The following is a 16,556-nucleotide window of genomic DNA, read 5'->3' on the forward strand; positions in this document are numbered from 1 at the left end:
GGCATTGCCTCTCCTTTCTAATTTGGAGAACAGTACCATCTTACATCCAACTATCCCCCTTGTCTACTTTTTGGGGTCCATTACAGAGGAGTTCTTCGTCCAGATGGGACGCATTATTGGAAGAGCGGGGATATTAGTTGGAAAAAATCCCGCCTTAAATCGGCTATTGTGTTAGTTCTCGAAGATCGATGGGGCAGAGAAACACAGAGAGGTCAAAATTGAGGTGAGGTTATTAACAATAAATTTGGGCGAAAAGAGCTGTTGAGCGCTATTTTACATAGATACCGATTCATCGACAATCACGCCTATATTTTTTGATTAAAAAACCGGATCGGATAAAGCGGACTGTTAAATTTACATGATGAGGGAAACGGTTTTTCTCAAAAAACAATTTTAAAATTCTTGTTTTGTAAATTGTATCAGCTTCCAACCATTTTCTGCAACTTTCCCTCAAATACTTGAAATTCCTAGGAAATAAAAACTTGCTTTTATTTGTATCTTCACATATAATTTCAATAAGAGCCATTTTCTAAAAATAAACTGGTGAATCAATATCGTTCTTTTCATATACTTTTCAAAAGATATATATGATAGTTAATCTATGCATTAAGTATAGTATTTGTTATATTTCTACTATATTTTTTTCTTAAAAACCAGTTTAGGTTGGCAATCCAACAAAGGGGGAAAAAATGAAAGAGGAAATTGTAAAAAATAGTTATTATGAGCTACATGTTGACATAAGAAAGAACAGACTCTACTATACTATTAAGGGCTATTGGCAAAGTGCTTCCGAAGCCCCGAAAAACTACGACGATTTCGAAAAGGCAGTTGAAAAACTTACTAAGGGCTTCGATGCAGTGGCGGATCTAAGGGAGATGAAGCCGCCCCCGGAAGATGTTGCGAATTTGCATATAAGAACACAGAAGCTTGCAATGGCTAAAGGTCTCTCAAGAACAGCCGATATCGTAGATAGCTCCCTTGTAAACATAGTCATAAAAAGATATGATAGAGAGTCTAATAGGTTTAAACAGGCCTTTGCCACCATCGAGGAGGGTGAAAAGTGGCTCGATAGTTATAAATAGATAACTATAAAAACTAAGATCTGCAAATTACACGCAGCTATTACACCTAAACTTTAATAATAAATCGTAGTCCCTATTTTTTAAACTAACGTTGCCGCGACGTTAACTCAAAGAGGCATAAAAAAGATTCCGTGGATATTGAGAACTCAATGCAAAAAAGGGTTTTTTTTGGTGTTCATAGTTTAAGGCAATATTAAAAAAAATCGTTTTAGCTTCGCGATTTTTTTCTTTCAAATAGATTTGAAGTTTTATCTTCTGTTCATTAAATGAGCAATCACCGGCTATGAAATATTGCCTTCTATTTTTCTCGCAAGCCACTTCAACACAAGGAGCGTAATGGCGCAGGTAACAATGGGCAGCAAAAGGAAGAAAAGCCGCCCGTAAAAGGAGTACTGTATCCCTATTACGAACCCCATTATCGCAGCTGTTAGACTATCCCCCAACAGCAGACATAGAACAACCCTCTCGATGAAGATGGATAAAATTGCCAACCCGGCGCTGATCAGATAAACATAGCTGTTGACCATCCCGACTCCCCTCTTCACGAGGTAAGGGATCACAGCCCCGATCAAGATCGGATAGATCTTCGGGTTGGACATGCCCGCAAGGCAGCCAAGAATTGGCGCAATCGCTCCCCCTGCAACGGCCCCGATGACGCCGAGCTTTACCCCTCTTCCGTACGAGTGGAGCACGACCCCGTGCATCTCCTTCAGGCCCCCTCGATCTTTCACCCGGGCGCCGGCGCAGTCGTCGCAGAGAAGCAGTGGGACCCGGCCGTCCACAATGGGCCATCTGACATCCGTGCTCCCGCACCTCTCGCACACGACTCTGGGCTTTCCAAGATATTGTTTCGCCAACCTTAAGAGCTCCATCACCTCGCCCTTGTCGTCAAATATGTCCCATCCCTCCGTCCCCTGAAGTATGAGAAGGTCGTAATCGACGCAGTCCCTCTTCATGTCGAACTTAAGCCTCGTGGCGTCAAGGAGGGCGGAGTCTTCGACCGCCGCTCTGAATCCCTTGACGTCCTCAAAGCTCCTCAACCTCACGGTGACGACGACGCTCTTGCTACCCTCAAAGGGGCTCATCTCGGCGTAGATCGGAAAGCCCTTAACAATTCCAGTAATCCTCCTTCCGTCATCGCTTGCCTTGAGGCCGTGCTTTTCCGCCGATTCTCCGAGAGACAACCCGGGCTCCATCATTCAATCCCGCCAGATATGAAAAATAGAAAAACAGGGGGGCAACCCGAAAGATCGCCCCCCTTGATAATTTAAACAGCTCCCTCCCAACCCCTACTTCATCATCCCCCTCAGCTCCCGCTTCAATATCTTGCCCACGGCCGACACCGGCAGCTCGTCCATGAAATCTATCCTCTTGGGCACCTCGTACTTTGCCACCTTCTTCCTCATGTATTCGATTATCTCCTCCTTCAGCTTGTCGGTTCCCTCCACACCGGATTTAAGGACAATGGCCGTGGCCACGATCTCCGAGCCGGGCCTGTTCGGATCGGGAAGACCTATGGTTGCGGCCATGTCGATATCCTTATGCTCCATCAGGGCGTCGTCGACGTTTCTGGTAAATACCTTGAAGCCGGATACGATGACCATATCCTTCAGCCTGTCCACGACGTAGAAGTAGCCGTCCTTGTCCATCTCGCAGATGTCGCCGGTGTACATCCACCCCCCCTTGAGGGCGTTTTTCGTTTCCTCCGGCTTGTTGTGGTAACCGATTGTAAAAACCTGGGGCCCCTTCACCACGAACTCCCCCGCCTCCCCGACCGGGACTATCTTTCCGGTTGTGGGATCCACCAGCTTGACCTCGGTGTCCGGATAGGGAATCCCCACAGACCCCGGTTTCTTGAGACCGTATAGGGGAAGGCAGGTCGTGACCGGGCTTGTCTCCGTCATGCCTAAGACCTCCAGCAGCTTCCCCTTCCCCACGACGCTCTCGAACTCCTTGATGTACTCGGCCGGGAAGGGTGCGGCACCGCTGACAAACCACTTGACGCTGGAGAAATCGAGCTTTCTGAACTTCGGCTTCTTTAAAAGCTCGATGAAGATAGTCGGTACGTTCACGATGCCGTTCGGCCTGTACTTATCGATCGCCGAGATGATGAAGTCGAGGTCTCTCGGGTTCGGTATTGCGACCTGGGAAAATCCCAAACTCATGGCAGTCATCCCGACAAAGAGACCCGCCATGTGAAAGAGGGGAAACGCCGAGAGCATCGTATCATCTCCCACCTTGGCGTCCAGCCACACTGTCATCTGCATTATATGGTTGGAGATGTTCCTCTGGGTCAGGACGGCCCCCTTCGGCGGGCCCGTGGTACCGCCCGTATACTGCATCAGGGACGGGGCATCCATCTTGACCTTCCTCAAGACCGGATCGCCCGGCATCTCGTCAAGAAGCTCCAAATAGCTCTTGACGGTGATCCCCTCTATCGGCTTCACCTCCCCCGTAGGTATCTTCTTCAGGAGCTTTCCGAGGAAACTTTTTATCGCCGGAAGGTAATCCGCGATTCCCGCCGCGACCACCGCCTTGACCCCGGTGTTTCCGACTATCTTCTCCACCCTGGGCAAAAGGGCGTCCAGGGTTACCAGGACCTTCGCTTCGGAGTCGTTCAGCTGGTACTCCAGCTCCTCTGCGGACAAGAGGGGGCTTACCCCGGTAAGGATGCAGCCCGCCTTCTGGATGCCGACAATGGAAATGTAATAGGCGGGGATGTTGGGGAGATTGACGCCGACGGTGTCTCCGGGCTTCAATCCCATCTTTATAAGAAAATTTGCAAACTTGTCGGCGTAGTGGTCGAGCTCACCGAAGGTGATCTTCGATCCCATGTAGTAGATCGCCGGGTGATCATTCCCCACACTCTTAACCGCCTCCTTGAACAGCTCCGCATAGGTCTTGTCAGGATATTTAAGCTTCTCCTTCACATGTTTATCGTAAAACTTCAGCCACGGCTTCTCCGCATACGGATTTTTTTCCGCCATAATATTCCTCCCTAATGATTAATTTTCACGCCCCTTAAGGGCCCAAATAAAAACCTCTCTACTATTTCAAGCAAATCAAAATTTGCCTCTGGCCTTCCCTAAAATAACAAGCATATCTCGTCCATTCCGACGGATACTTGGACACCTCCCCAGACAAGGAACTGCGGAGATTTATGGAGACGATCGCAACTTTAGAGATTCAAGCAACAAGACAGGGCACCGTCGAGGGAACAGAGGGGAGCCGTCCTCATATGTGCGGCGGCGAAAGAGAACCCCGCCTGACATCGCCGGAGCCATAAGCCGTGGATGAAGATTTTAGGTCGGTATAAATGAGTGCCGTTTTATAGAAATAGTCATTTAAATGGAACAGTGTTGCCGCTTCTATCCATCGACTCAAGAGCCATAGCGATCGCGCATCTGATTTCAGGATATTCTCTCTCTATCCCTTTCGGCGATTACCCCGCCGTACCTCCCACAAATCTACACAAATATCCCAACACAAATATCCGTATACCCACCTCCAAAAATTCACGCCATTTAAACAGGGATGGCATCACCCTCCCCCCTTTAACTGCCCCTCCTTTACCCCACCAATCCATATTACCCCTTCTTAATACTGTCGGTGCCGACGCCTGCTGCATCTTCGCTCTTTATCCCGCTTTTCCAGTCGGCGAACTCCTTCGCCTCGACCTTCATCCCCTCGTTGAGACTCAAGCCCCCTCCAACGTTGATCATCCTCTTCATCCTCCTTACGGCGTCGGGGCTGTAGGAGCTTATGAGGCTAGCCACCCTCATCGCCTCGTTCATTAATTCGCCTTGGGGAACCACCTTGCTTGCGAGTCCCGCGCTAAGGGCTTCGCTGGCGTCCATGAACTCCCCCGTAAAGGACATGAGCTTTGCCCTATAAGTCCCGATGATCCTCGGGAGAATCTGTGTCATTCCAGCCCCAGGCACGATCCCGACCCGGGCGTGGGTGTCGGCGAACCTGGCGGTCTCGGAAGCTATCACGACGTCGCACCCGAGCACCAGCTCCAATCCTCCGGTGACCGCGTACCCATTCACCGCGGCAATCACCACCTTCTTCATGCTGCGCACGGCCACAAAGGCCCCCTCCCCGGCGAAGAGCTCCTTCGATTTGAGGTCTTTCTCCGCATTCATGAAAGACTCCATGTCGTTGAGATCGAGCCCCGCCGAGAAGGCCTTGTCCCCCGCCCCGGTGAAGATCACAACCGACACGTCGTCGTCCTCGTCGGCGGCCTTGAAGGCCCTCTCGATCTCCTGAAGCATTACGAGCGACAGGGCGTTCCTCGCTTCCGGGCGGTTTATGGTAATTACAAGAATCGAGTCTTTCTTTTCCACAAGAATGTTTTCGTCAGCCATTGAATCACCTTTTACTACATCAACAAATAATTTAACATTTCCAGTCTTACTTAGAATTTGAATCCCAACAGTCTATTCAAAGCCCACACACACACACACACAACTTCAAACCGAGCCGATTGGAGCGATTAGATAATCAATCGGCGAGCCTTACAAGATATTCCTCCGAGATTAAGACCCTTCCCTCCCGCTCCATCCTTGCCAGTATCCCCCTGACGAGATTGATTGAGAGGACCAGCATGGGGCCCATCGCCTTGGGGTAGATCTCCTCCGCAAGGCGGCCCAACTTTACCTTTTTGTGCTCCCTCAAGAACGCCTCGATCCTTTCTGGGAGCGCCTCATGGGCCAAGATGACCCTCTCAACCAGATCGTCCCATCTCTTTATGGGCGATCCGTGGCCGGGGGCGAGAATCTTCGGGTTTATCTCCCTCACCTTCATCAGGGATCTCATGTAGATTTCGTAGTGGGACATCCACCCCACACCGTCCCTCTCGACCATCACCAGGGGGGGAGGATCGTAGAGAGCCGAGAGGAGGTCGCCGGAGAAGAGAATCCCGGCCTCCTCGAGATAAAAGGAGACTGAGCCTTCCGTGTGCCCCGGCGTCTCGAAGACCGTTATCCTGCCCGCCCCGGTGGCGAACCGGTCCCCCTCCGACAGGGCGCCGTCCGGGACGATCGTCTCGTGTCCGAAGGCGCGGGAGTCATACTTAGAGAATTCAAGGTGAAACTTGAGACTCTTGTCGCCCACTCCAAGCTCCTTGTAGAAATCGGTCACCCTGTCGAGATAGCCGGCGAAAGACCCCTTTTTGAGGATGTCGAAATCGGCCCCGTTGAGGAGCACCCTCGCCCCCGATAACTTTTTTATCTCATCGGCCATCCCGAAGTGATCCCGGTGCCCGTGCGTCAAAAGGATGAGGCCAACATCTTCGATTTCCCTTCCAGTCTCCTTTAACCCCTCCCTGATCACGTCCATCGAGCCTGGGCTCGAAAAACCGGCGTCGATTAGGATCGGAACTTCCCCGTCTATGAAAAAGACGTTGGCATTGGGGACTACAAGGGGCATCGGAACCTTCACGGCCGTAACGCCCCACCGGCCCAAATACTCCTTTCGATTGATCCCTTTTGAAAACTCCTTCTCTTCCATAGCGGAGCTGCACTCCTTCAGATCACTTAAAGTGGTCCGCCATACGATCTATCTTTGCGGTTGTCTCAAGCTCATAACCGTAGATCAGATAGAATATGAGCCTGTCGAAGAAGTCGACCACCCTGTTGTTCACCTCCAATATCTGGTATAGCTCATAGGTGGTGGAGAGGAACCCGTGGGATAGGACATAGAGCCATATGTGTCTCTTAAGCAAGAGCTGGGCGCTGACTACATCGGAGAGGGGACGAGGTTCGATTGCCCTCTTTTGACCCAGCTTGATGTAGATGTCCTTTACATCTCCCCCCTTATCCTTTTCATCGAGCCAATTGCCCAGCTCCTTAAGAATAGACATTCCATAGCCCATGCACTCCTCCCTGGCCATCTCATGGAAGGAGGGTGTGCTCTCGTTTTTATGGATATCGTTGATCCAGTAATCGGTGATCTCTTTGGCGTTTTCCTCAATAAGTTTTACAAACTTTTCTGATATCATAAAGCACCCTCTTCAATTATCCTTGGCGATTTATACAATGAACATCTCAATATCATCTAATCCATAAAGACTGTCCTGTTCTTTATCAATACCAGAATCGATATTAAAAAGAAAGTCATCCATAAGGCAATAGATATAAAAAACTCGCGGGAGCCCGGCTTCATGAGGGAATCCCCTATAAATACAAAGACAAATACCCAGATCAGACCGCCCAAAATAGTCCCTATGGTGTATTGGGTAAACGTAATCCCCGAGAGTCCCACGGCGTAGTTCTGGAGCGCCACAGGGGTCACCGGCACGAATCTGATAATGAAAGTGACAAGGACACCGTTTTTAGCAAGACCCCTGTCTATATTGACTCCCCGTCCGGAGACGACGGCCACTATCTTCTCCCTGAACATCCCCCTCGCCAAGAAGAACGCAAGCCATGCGTTCATTATAAATCCGAATGCGGAGAGCAAGAAGCCCGACACGGTGCCGAAAATAATTCCCGAGACCATAGAGAGCGGGGAGACCGGGAAGACAAAGAGAGGAAGAATCAGATAGCTTAAGAGAAACACCGGCACGGCCCAATTCCCGAGACCCCTCAAGAACTCCTTTAGATATTTAACGCTGTAGGCTTCATAGAGCGGTGAAAAACGAAACAAAAGATATATTCCCACCACAATAAGGAAAAAAATGAGGAGACCCTTTAGCTCTTTGAAAACAAGATGAAACAGTCTAATATCCTTTTTCCCACTTCTTTCCATTTTTCCGGTTCCGCCTCCCCTGCAATTTACCCAAACCCTCTTCAAGACAAGCCTCTCATAGACCCTTATGCCTGCCGGGGTTCGAGCGAAGCGTGAAAACAGTCTTTCCAAAACGAGATAGTGATGGACAACAGTTTCCAGGCAAGCTTTTTTTATGATTATATTTTGAGTAACCTTAGATGTCAAACACTTCCTTTACAAAATTCGGAAAAAGGGAAGGGATTGTGACCCCATATTTCGCTTTTCAAGCTCAAAAAAACCGCTTCCCATCGGAGGACGACTAAAATATAAAATTGTTTTTATATTGACAAAACAGCGGACATCTGGTATTTTTTACACAAGGTCGCTGAAGAATTTATGTCTCATCCTACATTTTAACTCTAATCAACCTCAAATTCAACCTCCCGTTACGCAACTGACTTGTAGATTTACGCATCACCCTTCGATGGATAATCTGAAGGCCGGTTGAACACAAGTTGACGGAAAAAAATTGAATATCTGAAGGATCTTGACTCGTGATCCTTAATCCGTCTTTATTTCCGGAATCACAAGGAGTGTAAAGAAGGATGTCAGTAGAAGTAACATGCCCAAATTGTGAGTCTTCAAGGGATATAAACGGGCGTTTCCTCGCCCACGGGCTCAAGCTCACCTGCCCAAACTGCAGGTCCTCGTTCAAACTCCCCCAACAATATGAGATAGCCCTCGAGAATTCTACAAAATATTTCTACAAGTTGGAGATAGTCCAAAAGCCCAATATGCTCGACCCGTTCTTCAAAAAGAAAATCGAGACGATAATAAACAAGAGCACCGCCGAAGGCTGGATTCTCGAAAAGATAATGCCATGGACGATGAGAAACCTGTTTTTCAAAAAGGATGTCCTCTATCTATTCTTCAAAAAGAGCCGAAACGACGAAGAGGACGAGTGAAATATGACCTCGAAAATTAAGCCCGCCGTCTTGAAACCTTTCCCCGAAAAAAGGCTTCACTTCCCCCCGCCAACGATAGAAACTACACAAACCATCCGCCGAAGAATTGACAAATCCTACCATTGCCGTATAATTGTAAAAACCATAGATTAGGGAAACGCATCGCCGCGGGCTCCAACGAAAAGGAGAACTCCAAGAGTCGAGGGAAAATGGGAGACGAAGAATACAAATACCAATACGGGTTTTCCGAAGAGCACCCGGACGAGATGTACGACTTCGAAAAGAGGACCCGAAAGGGGAACAAGACGATGGCGGTGCTTCTGGACTACCTGTCGGGGAAGGGAAAAGACCCCACCGAATTGAGACTCCTTGACATCGGCTGCTCGACCGGATTTATGACAAGGCTTTACGGCCGTTACTTCGGGGAGGTCGTCGGGATCGACATAGACGAGGGGGCGGTTCGATACGCAAAAGAAAACAACTCGGGGGAGAACATCGGCTATTTCGTCTCCGATTCGATGGACACGGGCTTTGACAACGAATCGTTCGACGTCATCTCCTGCACCCATATCTACGAGCACGTCCCCGACTCAAAAAGGCTCGTCTCCGAGATATACAGGCTGCTCAAAAAGGGGGGTGCCTGCTACTTTGCAGCCGGAAACCGCCTGGTCCCGATCGAGGGGCACTACAGGCTCCCGCTCCTTTCGGTCATCCCAAAGCCGCTGGCCCACCTATACTTGAGAATATTGGGGAGGGGAACCTACTACTATGAAAGCCACCTCACATACCTGGGCCTCAAGAGACTTGTCTCCCCCTTTGAGATATGCGATTACACGCTGAAGGTAATCGAAGACCCCGAGAGGTATCACGCCGCGGACATGGTAAGGCCCGGCTCGATAAAGCAGAAGATCGCCCTGACCTTTCTGAAGGTCGCCTACTTCATCTCCCCCACCTACATCTGGGTGCTCAAGAAAGGAGATGGTTGAGCCGACCGAGCGGATTGATTCGACCTATCCCGCCCGGAAACCCGCCTTATAAGCGATGTGACCGATAATCCCGCTCTTAAAAACCCGTCACCCCTTAAACGGGCCGTCCCTCAAGGATGAGGGGGAAGGGGACCCGCAAAACGACCATTACTTCGGCGGAAGGCGAAACGCCCCGTCGAGCCTTATAGTCTCGCCGTTGAGGTACGGGTTTTTTATGACATCCCTTACGAGCCGGCCGAACTCCGGCATCGCCCCCATCCTCTTCGGGAAGGGAACCGATTCGCCGAGCTTCCTGATCTTCTCTTCATCCATGTATTTCGTGAAGAACGGTGTTAGAAAGAGCCCCGGCGCTATCGCAACAACCCTGATTCCCACACCCGAGAGGTCCCTCGCCATCGGAAGCGTCAGCCCGTAGACCCCCGCCTTCGATGCGGCATAGGCCGTCTGTCCGATCTGTCCCTCGAAGGCGGCGGCGCTCGAAACATTGATTATCACCCCCCTCTCCCCCGCACCCGTCTCACCCTCGTCCGGATCGTTCTTGCTCATCTCGAAGGCGGCCTTCGAGGCGACGTTGAACGTCCCTATAAGGTTAAGCCTTACAAGCTTCTCGAACGCGGCAAGGTCGTGGGGGCCTTCCTTCGTGATGGTACGCATCCCTATACCGTAGCCCGCGCAATTTACGAGGAAGTGTAAGGCCCCGAACCTGTCGATCGTTCCCCCAATCGCCTTGTTGACCTCCTCTTCCGAAGTCACATCGGTCTTGAAGAAGACTACGTTTCCACCCAGCTCCGAGGCGAGTCCCTCTCCTCCCCTCTCGTCCAGATCGAGTATACCGACTTTTCCCCCCTCGGATGCGAACATCCTGACCGTCGCCTCACCGAGGCCCGACGCCCCTCCCGTGACAATCGCCGTCCTGCCTTTAATCTCCATAAAAATCCCCTTTAAATTTTAACCATTTTCAAATCAAGACCAACACCGGTAAATTCACCCGGAATCCCTAAAAAACGACCTAATACAATATAAAAGCGGAAGTATGAACCTACAAATAAATCGGAAACGAACCTCGAACCATCCTCAAAAATCGGGGCGGTCCACTAATATTTAACACGATAGGCAAGGCCATTTCAAGAAGATTATTGAGGAGTTTTCGGCCAAGCCGGACGAATCGCCCAGACCTCAAAATTATATACAAAAAAAGTCGCCTATAAATTTGACACGGCCGACAAAAGGCCTTAAAATAGTGCGAAACAGGGGCCGATAACTCAGGCCCTTACCTTCAGGCGGGTTTTCAAAAAAAAGACCCGCGGGATATAACCATATCGACACCCTTCTACGGCATACACGAGGTATATTAACAAGATGGATCAAATAAAAAAAGTGTTGGATGCAATAAGCATGGTCGATTGGATTATCCCCTTTTTATTCATATTCGGCGGGCTTGTAATAGGCATCCTATTTGAAAAATTCATTCTCAAGAGGATCGAGCGCATCCTCGAAAAAACCCCCCTGGAGACGGATCACTTTATCATAAAGGCATTTAAGGGAATGAGCATCCTCATCTTTGTAACCATCGGCATCTACCTTGCCGTCGTTAACATCCACGCCAGCAAAAAGATAAGGGCCGTTCTCGACAAGGCTCTAATCGTGATAATCATCCTCGTCATTACCATAGTCGCGGCGAGGATAGCGGTCGGCTTCATCGAATACTACACCAAGAAGATAGGGAAGGTCTTTCCGTCGTCATCCATCTTCACAAACATCACCTACGTCGTAATATTGTCCATCGGATTTCTGATAATCTTGGACTACCTTGGCGTGTCCATCACCCCTTTGCTTACGGCTTTGGGGGTCGGCGGGCTGGCGGCGGCCCTGGCGCTGCAGGACACCCTGGCCAACGTCTTCAGCGGGATACACATAATCGCCTCAGGGAAGGTTAAGCCGGGAGACTACATCATGCTCTCCTCCGGAGAAGAGGGATACGTTCACGACATAACATGGAGGAACACGACCATAAGGGCGCTGAGAAACAACATGATCATAGTCCCAAACCAGAAGCTCTCATCTTCAATAATTACGAACTACAGCCATCCCGAGACAGAGATGTCAGTATTATATGAGGTGGGCGTAAGCTACGACAGCGATCTCGAATTCGTCGAGAAGGTCACCGTAGAGGTGGCAAGGGAGACATTGGATGAGGTCGAGGGGGGAGTGTCCCTATTCGAGCCGCTCATACGCTATAACTCCTTCGGTGACTCCTCTATAAAATTCAACGTCATCTTAAGGGTGACTACATACGAAGATCAATATAGATTAAAGCACGAGTTTATCAAGAGGCTCCACGTAAGATATAAGAAAGAGGGGATCGAGATCCCGTTCCCGATAACAACGATAAACATCCACGAGAAACAGTAGTTTCGTGAAAAAAAGCGGGAAGGGCGTGTGAATTAAGCCGTTTAACGTAAACGCCGATAAGCTCTTTATCAAGCATCCGATTATTTACATGAGGGGGAGAGAAAAAGTGCCTCTCACTTTTTGAAAAAGGAGGAATATGAGCAGTAAGAAAGATGAAAAACCGATATCGATCACAATAATCTCTATCTTCTTTATCCCGACAGCTTTTCTCATTTTTGTTCACGCCCTGATAAACTTCAACCTGAGACCGATAGCCGAGATATTTGAAATAATGCGGGCAATGGAGCTTACGGTCCCGACCTTTCTCATAATCCTCTTTTCCCTCAACAGACTGGTCGTTATCATTTCCTCTCTGGAGATAGCTCTTGTCCTCTTTATCGTACTCTCGGCGATTCAATTTCTAAAGCTTAAAAACTGGGCGAGGATCGCACTGACAGTCATCGCCCTGATCGAGACCGCCCTTCTTCTCTGCCACCTCGGCTTCTGGGCGCTGATGATAACTCTTCTCCCGGATGTGACGGCGACTCTATTGGAGGCTCGATCTCCAGAAGTATTGATAAAGCTGTTTCCATTCTACGCCTGTGCTATTTTTCTCCTTTTGATCTTGCCCCTTATTGCATCAATAGTCTTCTTAAGGACAGAGAAAATCAGATCAGCAATGTTATAACGTTAGAGGAGTATATTCCAAAACTTAAAGGAGGTGTTATTTGTATCATAAATTGAAAATTTCAAATTTTTTTAAGGAGTAAATCAAGTGGCAAAAAAAGAGATTAAAGTTTACGGTTATCGATGGGTGGTACTCGCGGTGTTTTTCTTGATCAACGTCATAATGCAGCTCCACTGGATAACGTTTGCCCCCATTACCATCGAGTCGGCGGAGTTCTACGGTGTAGACGAGCTGTGGATCGGCATGTTGTCACTGATCTTCATGGCTATCTACATCTTTATGTCTATTCCGGCGTCGGCCATTGTGGACAAGTATGGAATCAGGATAGGGGTGGGGATCGGGGCGTTTCTGACCGGTATCTTCGGATTGATGAAGGGACTCTGGGCCGAGAGCTTTGTGATGGTCTTTGTCGCCCAGGCGGGGATATCCGTCGCCCAGCCGTTCATCTTGAACTCGGTCACCTCCGTTGCGGTGAAGTGGTTCCCCATAAAAGAGCGGGCCACTGCGGCCGGAATCTCGATGCTGGGCCAGCTTCTTGGGGTTATGATTGCCATGGCGCTGACCCCGTTCCTCTTCAAGGCCTACGACATGAAGGGAATGCTCATGATCTACGGGGTGGCAACGGTCGCCATTACGGTCCTTTTTTTAGGGCTGATGAGGGAGAAGCCCCCCACCTCCCCCGATCCGGAGGGAAGGGAGGAGCGTCACACCGTCTTCGAGGGGCTGAAGCACATCCTTAAGCAGAAAGACATGATAATTCTTATTTTCATCTTCTTTCTGGCCATGGGGATGTTCAACGCCATTACCACCTGGATCGAGAGGATACTGGCCCCGAGGGGCTTCACCAGCGACCAGGCGGGGATTGTAGGCGCGATCATGCTGGTTGGGGGCATCCTTGGCGCAATAGTCTTCCCCACGCTGTCGGACAGGAAAGGAAAAAGGAAGTTCTTTATGCTGCTGGCGATAGCATTGATAACACCGGGACTTATCGGCCTGACATTCGCAACAAACTATACGCTCCTCTTGATATCGAGCTTTGTCTTCGGCTTCTTCTTCCTGGCGGCCGGGCCGATAGGCTTTCAGTACTCGGCGGAGGTAAGCCACCCCGCACCGGAAGCAACCTCCCAGGGACTCCTGGTGCTGTCGGCTCAAATATCCGGGATACTCTTCATCTTCGGGATGGACATGTTCACCACCGCCGACGGCTCGATGACGCCCTTCATGCTGGCGTACGTGGGGATGATGATATTAAACATTGTTCTTGCCGCCTTCCTCAAGGAGTCTGAGATGATAAAGGAGCCGGAGTAGGAGTGATCGGCCTGTTTGGCTAATGCCTTTTCAAAGCCCGTGAGTAATTGATGTGTTAACAGGCAATAGGCCGATAGACAAGGGGCTTAAGCCCCTTGTCCATAAGCCCATTGTCTATCCTAAATCAAAAAAGGGGGGCAAATCCTGCCCCCCTTGATATTTGTCCCAATCAATGGGATGTTGCAATTTACGGCGTCAGCGTATCGCTTGCATTGAAGTTGGTCCAAACCGGTCCGGTGCCCACTGCCGGCAAAGAATCGCCTATATCGTAGTTGCCCGTCCATGCCCCGCCCACCGGCGTAAAGGAGCAATCGCCCCAGTTTACGAAGTTCCCACCGCCAACGGTTCCGGTAGTGAGAATAAGCAAGTAATTGTTTAACGCACCGTCTATCGTCCCGGAGTTATCGGTGAAGTAAGTGGCAAGGGAAGTTACGTCTCCTATAATGCCACCACCACCCGTTATTATGCGTCCTCCATGAGCATCGTTTGTTCCCGAAGTTACATCCATGTAGTTGCTCTTGATTACACCGAAGACATTCCCAAAAGCATTGAGCCAAGTCCCGAAAGCGTTGTCATTGTTCCCGATTACGTTCATCATATTTCCCGCTATAATAGTCGGACTGGTTGCAGAACCTATATCTCCTCCAACACCTGAGGTAGCATCGAGGGAAATACCTATACCGACGTCATCTGCGTTGATCGAATTCAGCATGTTGTTTCTGGTGATTTTGGCGTAGATATTCGCGGAAGCTATTGAAATCCCGAACGCGTCACTCGCGGTTGTAGACACGTTAAGCACGTTTCCGGATATGATAACCGGGTTCGTCGCAGACCCTGCGTTTCCAGCGTCCGAATAAAGTCTAATGCCGTTGGAAGCGGCTATAGCATGACTTCCAACTATTCCACCTGACATGTCGTTTCCGGTGATTGTGGCGAAGATGTCGTCTCTAGCCCAGAAGTTGATCCCGGAAGCGGCAGCTCCACTGCCCGGCTTCACGGATACGGTATTCCCCGAGACTATGACCGGAGTTGCCGCAGAGCCTATGTAGCCGTTTTCTGGCGTTGAACTCCCCATCCACATAAAAATGCCGGATCCGTAAGGTCCTCCGACAATACTTACGTCGTTTCCTATTATGTTGGCAAATATTTGTGAGCCGGAAGCAGTGTAGTCCCTAAAATAGATGCCATAGCTACCGCTGGCACTGCCGGTTGCATCCGTAGAAATGGTATTGCCCGCAACTATAACGGGGGATGCGGCGGAGCCTATATTTGAGACATATTCAAAACCAATGCCCCATCCCCAACCATCCGCATCCAAATTTATTGTATTGTTCACAATCGTGGCAAAGACAGTGTCGCAACCGGCACCGCCATCAAAAAATATCCCGGCCCCATTACCACTCGAAACTATATCAAAGGTGTTGTTGGCGATAAAGATCGGATCAGTTGCGCTGCCAACCGTCGCTGCATTGGCATAAATCCCGGCACCTTCCGCGCCGCCCGAATGAGTCAACCTGAACATGTTGTTAAAAATCTTTACGCCGGCGCCATTGGTTACCTCAATACAGCCGACGTCGCCGCCAGCGGTTACATCAAAGCCGAGCCCGGTGACCATGGGGTTCGCGGCGTTGAGGGTCAGGGTGTCGTTTATCGTCGGGTGACCCGTATAGGGCATGTTGATGATGTTCGGGTACTTCGGATGGTTAGCCCCGGAGCCCCAGAGGAGAAAGTCCGCAATGTTTAAGGTGGGGTTATCCGCTATCACCGCCGTCGTCGAGCTGTTCATCACGTGGATCGTCTTGCATGCCCCAGAGGTGATCTTCGCGTCGGTGAGGGCAAAAGTAATTGTAGCGTAGGGATTATCTTTAGTACCATCCCCTGACACGTCACTTCCGTCCTCGCTGACGAATACGACGTCCTCGATCTCCTCATTCCCGCCGGGGATGTTGTCGTTCTCCTCATCAACGGTAACCTTCACGTCAACGTCACGCCTCACAGGCTCCACCATCCTCTCCTTCAGATCCCTGCTCCCGGTAAAGACATCGCCGATACCCTCGAAGGGGTTCTTTCCGGTCACGAGGTTTCCGACCGAAAACGGAACCTCGAACGTGACCTCGCCGTAATGCTCGGCCTTGCTGTAATTATCGTGGTGAAACTCGTAGTTGAGCCGCATGAAGTCGGTGGGGATTACTTCCAGTCTCGCCATGAAGCCGTTGATGTCCCTGACCCGCCTACCCTTGTAGTGGTAGCCGCCGGCGTAGGCCCAGGTCTCCACATAGTCTGATATGTAGGGGATCCTCATGCCCAGCTCGTAGTCGAAGCCGCGCATCGGCTCCTCCACACGACCGCCATTCAAGATAATCCCGCTGTCCGACAGGGCGTACTTGGCGTAGGGAGTCCCCAGGCCGTCGATCTTCGTGTGGGA

The 16,556-nt window shown here is 50.1% G+C and carries 14 protein-coding genes; 6 read left to right on the plus strand and 8 right to left on the minus strand.

The genetic code is table 11. The features are described 5' to 3' along the window. Positions 1-689 precede the first annotated feature (689 nt). Positions 690-1,082 carry a hypothetical protein gene (locus tag JW984_08295; GenBank protein MBN1573178.1) on the plus strand — a complete coding sequence of 131 codons (393 nt, stop codon included), beginning with the start codon at positions 690-692 and terminating at the stop codon, positions 1,080-1,082. Between the two features lie 281 nt (positions 1,083-1,363). Here JW984_08295 and JW984_08300 read toward each other — a convergent pair whose 3' ends face one another. The 6 genes from JW984_08300 to JW984_08325 all read right to left on the minus strand — a co-directional run bounded on the left by JW984_08300 (position 1,364) and on the right by JW984_08325 (position 7,832). After that, a complete protein-coding gene (locus tag JW984_08300) occupies positions 1,364-2,281 on the minus strand; it encodes a hypothetical protein (GenBank protein MBN1573179.1) in 918 nt (305 codons plus the stop codon). 90 nt (positions 2,282-2,371) lie between these two features. Further along, positions 2,372-4,069: an AMP-binding protein gene (locus tag JW984_08305; GenBank protein ID MBN1573180.1), complete on the minus strand. Its 1,698-nt coding sequence runs from the start codon at positions 4,067-4,069 to the stop codon at positions 2,372-2,374. Positions 4,070-4,669: 600 nt separating this feature from the next. Further along, complete coding sequence (locus JW984_08310) at positions 4,670-5,449, minus strand: enoyl-CoA hydratase (protein MBN1573181.1); 780 nt, start codon at positions 5,447-5,449, stop codon at positions 4,670-4,672. Between the two features lie 136 nt (positions 5,450-5,585). Further along, complete coding sequence (locus JW984_08315; protein ID MBN1573182.1) at positions 5,586-6,593, minus strand: MBL fold metallo-hydrolase; 1,008 nt, start codon at positions 6,591-6,593, stop codon at positions 5,586-5,588. Between the two features lie 22 nt (positions 6,594-6,615). Beyond that, complete coding sequence (locus JW984_08320) at positions 6,616-7,083, minus strand: hypothetical protein (protein ID MBN1573183.1); 468 nt, start codon at positions 7,081-7,083, stop codon at positions 6,616-6,618. 56 nt (positions 7,084-7,139) lie between these two features. Next, positions 7,140-7,832, minus strand: a complete 693-nt coding sequence (locus JW984_08325) for a TVP38/TMEM64 family protein (GenBank protein ID MBN1573184.1) — start codon at positions 7,830-7,832, stop codon at positions 7,140-7,142. Between the two features lie 566 nt (positions 7,833-8,398). On the opposite strand from JW984_08325, the gene JW984_08330 reads away from it, so the two are divergent. Together JW984_08330 and JW984_08335 are read left to right on the plus strand one after the other, a co-directional pair. After that, positions 8,399-8,758 (plus strand): hypothetical protein, encoded by a 360-nt coding sequence (locus JW984_08330; GenBank protein ID MBN1573185.1) that lies wholly within the window; start codon positions 8,399-8,401, stop codon positions 8,756-8,758. 209 nt (positions 8,759-8,967) lie between these two features. Further along, positions 8,968-9,744: a class I SAM-dependent methyltransferase gene (locus tag JW984_08335; protein MBN1573186.1), complete on the plus strand. Its 777-nt coding sequence runs from the start codon at positions 8,968-8,970 to the stop codon at positions 9,742-9,744. A 147-nt stretch (positions 9,745-9,891) separates the two neighbouring features. Here JW984_08335 and JW984_08340 read toward each other — a convergent pair whose 3' ends face one another. Then, positions 9,892-10,674, minus strand: a complete 783-nt coding sequence (locus tag JW984_08340) for an SDR family NAD(P)-dependent oxidoreductase (GenBank protein ID MBN1573187.1) — start codon at positions 10,672-10,674, stop codon at positions 9,892-9,894. 465 nt (positions 10,675-11,139) lie between these two features. Here JW984_08340 and JW984_08345 point away from each other — a divergent pair, with 465 nt between their 5' ends. From JW984_08345 to JW984_08355, 3 genes are all read left to right on the plus strand, one after another. Further along, complete coding sequence (locus tag JW984_08345) at positions 11,140-12,156, plus strand: mechanosensitive ion channel family protein (GenBank protein ID MBN1573188.1); 1,017 nt, start codon at positions 11,140-11,142, stop codon at positions 12,154-12,156. A gap of 136 nt (positions 12,157-12,292) precedes the next feature. Further along, a complete protein-coding gene (locus JW984_08350) occupies positions 12,293-12,823 on the plus strand; it encodes a hypothetical protein (GenBank protein ID MBN1573189.1) in 531 nt (176 codons plus the stop codon). A 162-nt stretch (positions 12,824-12,985) separates the two neighbouring features. Continuing rightward, positions 12,986-14,131 (plus strand): MFS transporter, encoded by a 1,146-nt coding sequence (locus JW984_08355; protein ID MBN1573190.1) that lies wholly within the window; start codon positions 12,986-12,988, stop codon positions 14,129-14,131. Between the two features lie 187 nt (positions 14,132-14,318). Here the strand turns inward: JW984_08355 and JW984_08360 are convergent. Further along, a partial coding sequence (locus JW984_08360; GenBank protein MBN1573191.1) for a hypothetical protein occupies positions 14,319-16,556 on the minus strand: 2,238 nt, incomplete at its 5' end.

The organism is Candidatus Zymogenus saltonus, from assembly GCA_016929395.1.
In the GTDB taxonomy this organism is placed as follows: domain Bacteria; phylum Desulfobacterota; class Zymogenia; order Zymogenales; family Zymogenaceae; genus Zymogenus; species Zymogenus saltonus.

Bases quoted from the DNA above. Each gene is read 5' to 3' on its own strand.
- JW984_08295 (MBN1573178.1), top strand. From the start codon at position 690: ATGAAAGAGGAAATTGTAAAAAATAGTTATTATGAGCTACATGTTGAC.
- JW984_08300 (MBN1573179.1), bottom strand. From the start codon at position 2,281: ATGATGGAGCCCGGGTTGTCTCTCGGAGAATCGGCGGAAAAGCACGGC.
- JW984_08305 (MBN1573180.1), bottom strand. From the start codon at position 4,069: ATGGCGGAAAAAAATCCGTATGCGGAGAAGCCGTGGCTGAAGTTTTAC.
- JW984_08310 (MBN1573181.1), bottom strand. From the start codon at position 5,449: ATGGCTGACGAAAACATTCTTGTGGAAAAGAAAGACTCGATTCTTGTA.
- JW984_08315 (MBN1573182.1), bottom strand. From the start codon at position 6,593: ATGGAAGAGAAGGAGTTTTCAAAAGGGATCAATCGAAAGGAGTATTTG.
- JW984_08320 (MBN1573183.1), bottom strand. From the start codon at position 7,083: ATGATATCAGAAAAGTTTGTAAAACTTATTGAGGAAAACGCCAAAGAG.
- JW984_08325 (MBN1573184.1), bottom strand. From the start codon at position 7,832: ATGGAAAGAAGTGGGAAAAAGGATATTAGACTGTTTCATCTTGTTTTC.
- JW984_08330 (MBN1573185.1), top strand. From the start codon at position 8,399: ATGTCAGTAGAAGTAACATGCCCAAATTGTGAGTCTTCAAGGGATATA.
- JW984_08335 (MBN1573186.1), top strand. From the start codon at position 8,968: ATGGGAGACGAAGAATACAAATACCAATACGGGTTTTCCGAAGAGCAC.
- JW984_08340 (MBN1573187.1), bottom strand. From the start codon at position 10,674: ATGGAGATTAAAGGCAGGACGGCGATTGTCACGGGAGGGGCGTCGGGC.
- JW984_08345 (MBN1573188.1), top strand. From the start codon at position 11,140: ATGGTCGATTGGATTATCCCCTTTTTATTCATATTCGGCGGGCTTGTA.
- JW984_08350 (MBN1573189.1), top strand. From the start codon at position 12,293: ATGAGCAGTAAGAAAGATGAAAAACCGATATCGATCACAATAATCTCT.
- JW984_08355 (MBN1573190.1), top strand. From the start codon at position 12,986: ATGCAGCTCCACTGGATAACGTTTGCCCCCATTACCATCGAGTCGGCG.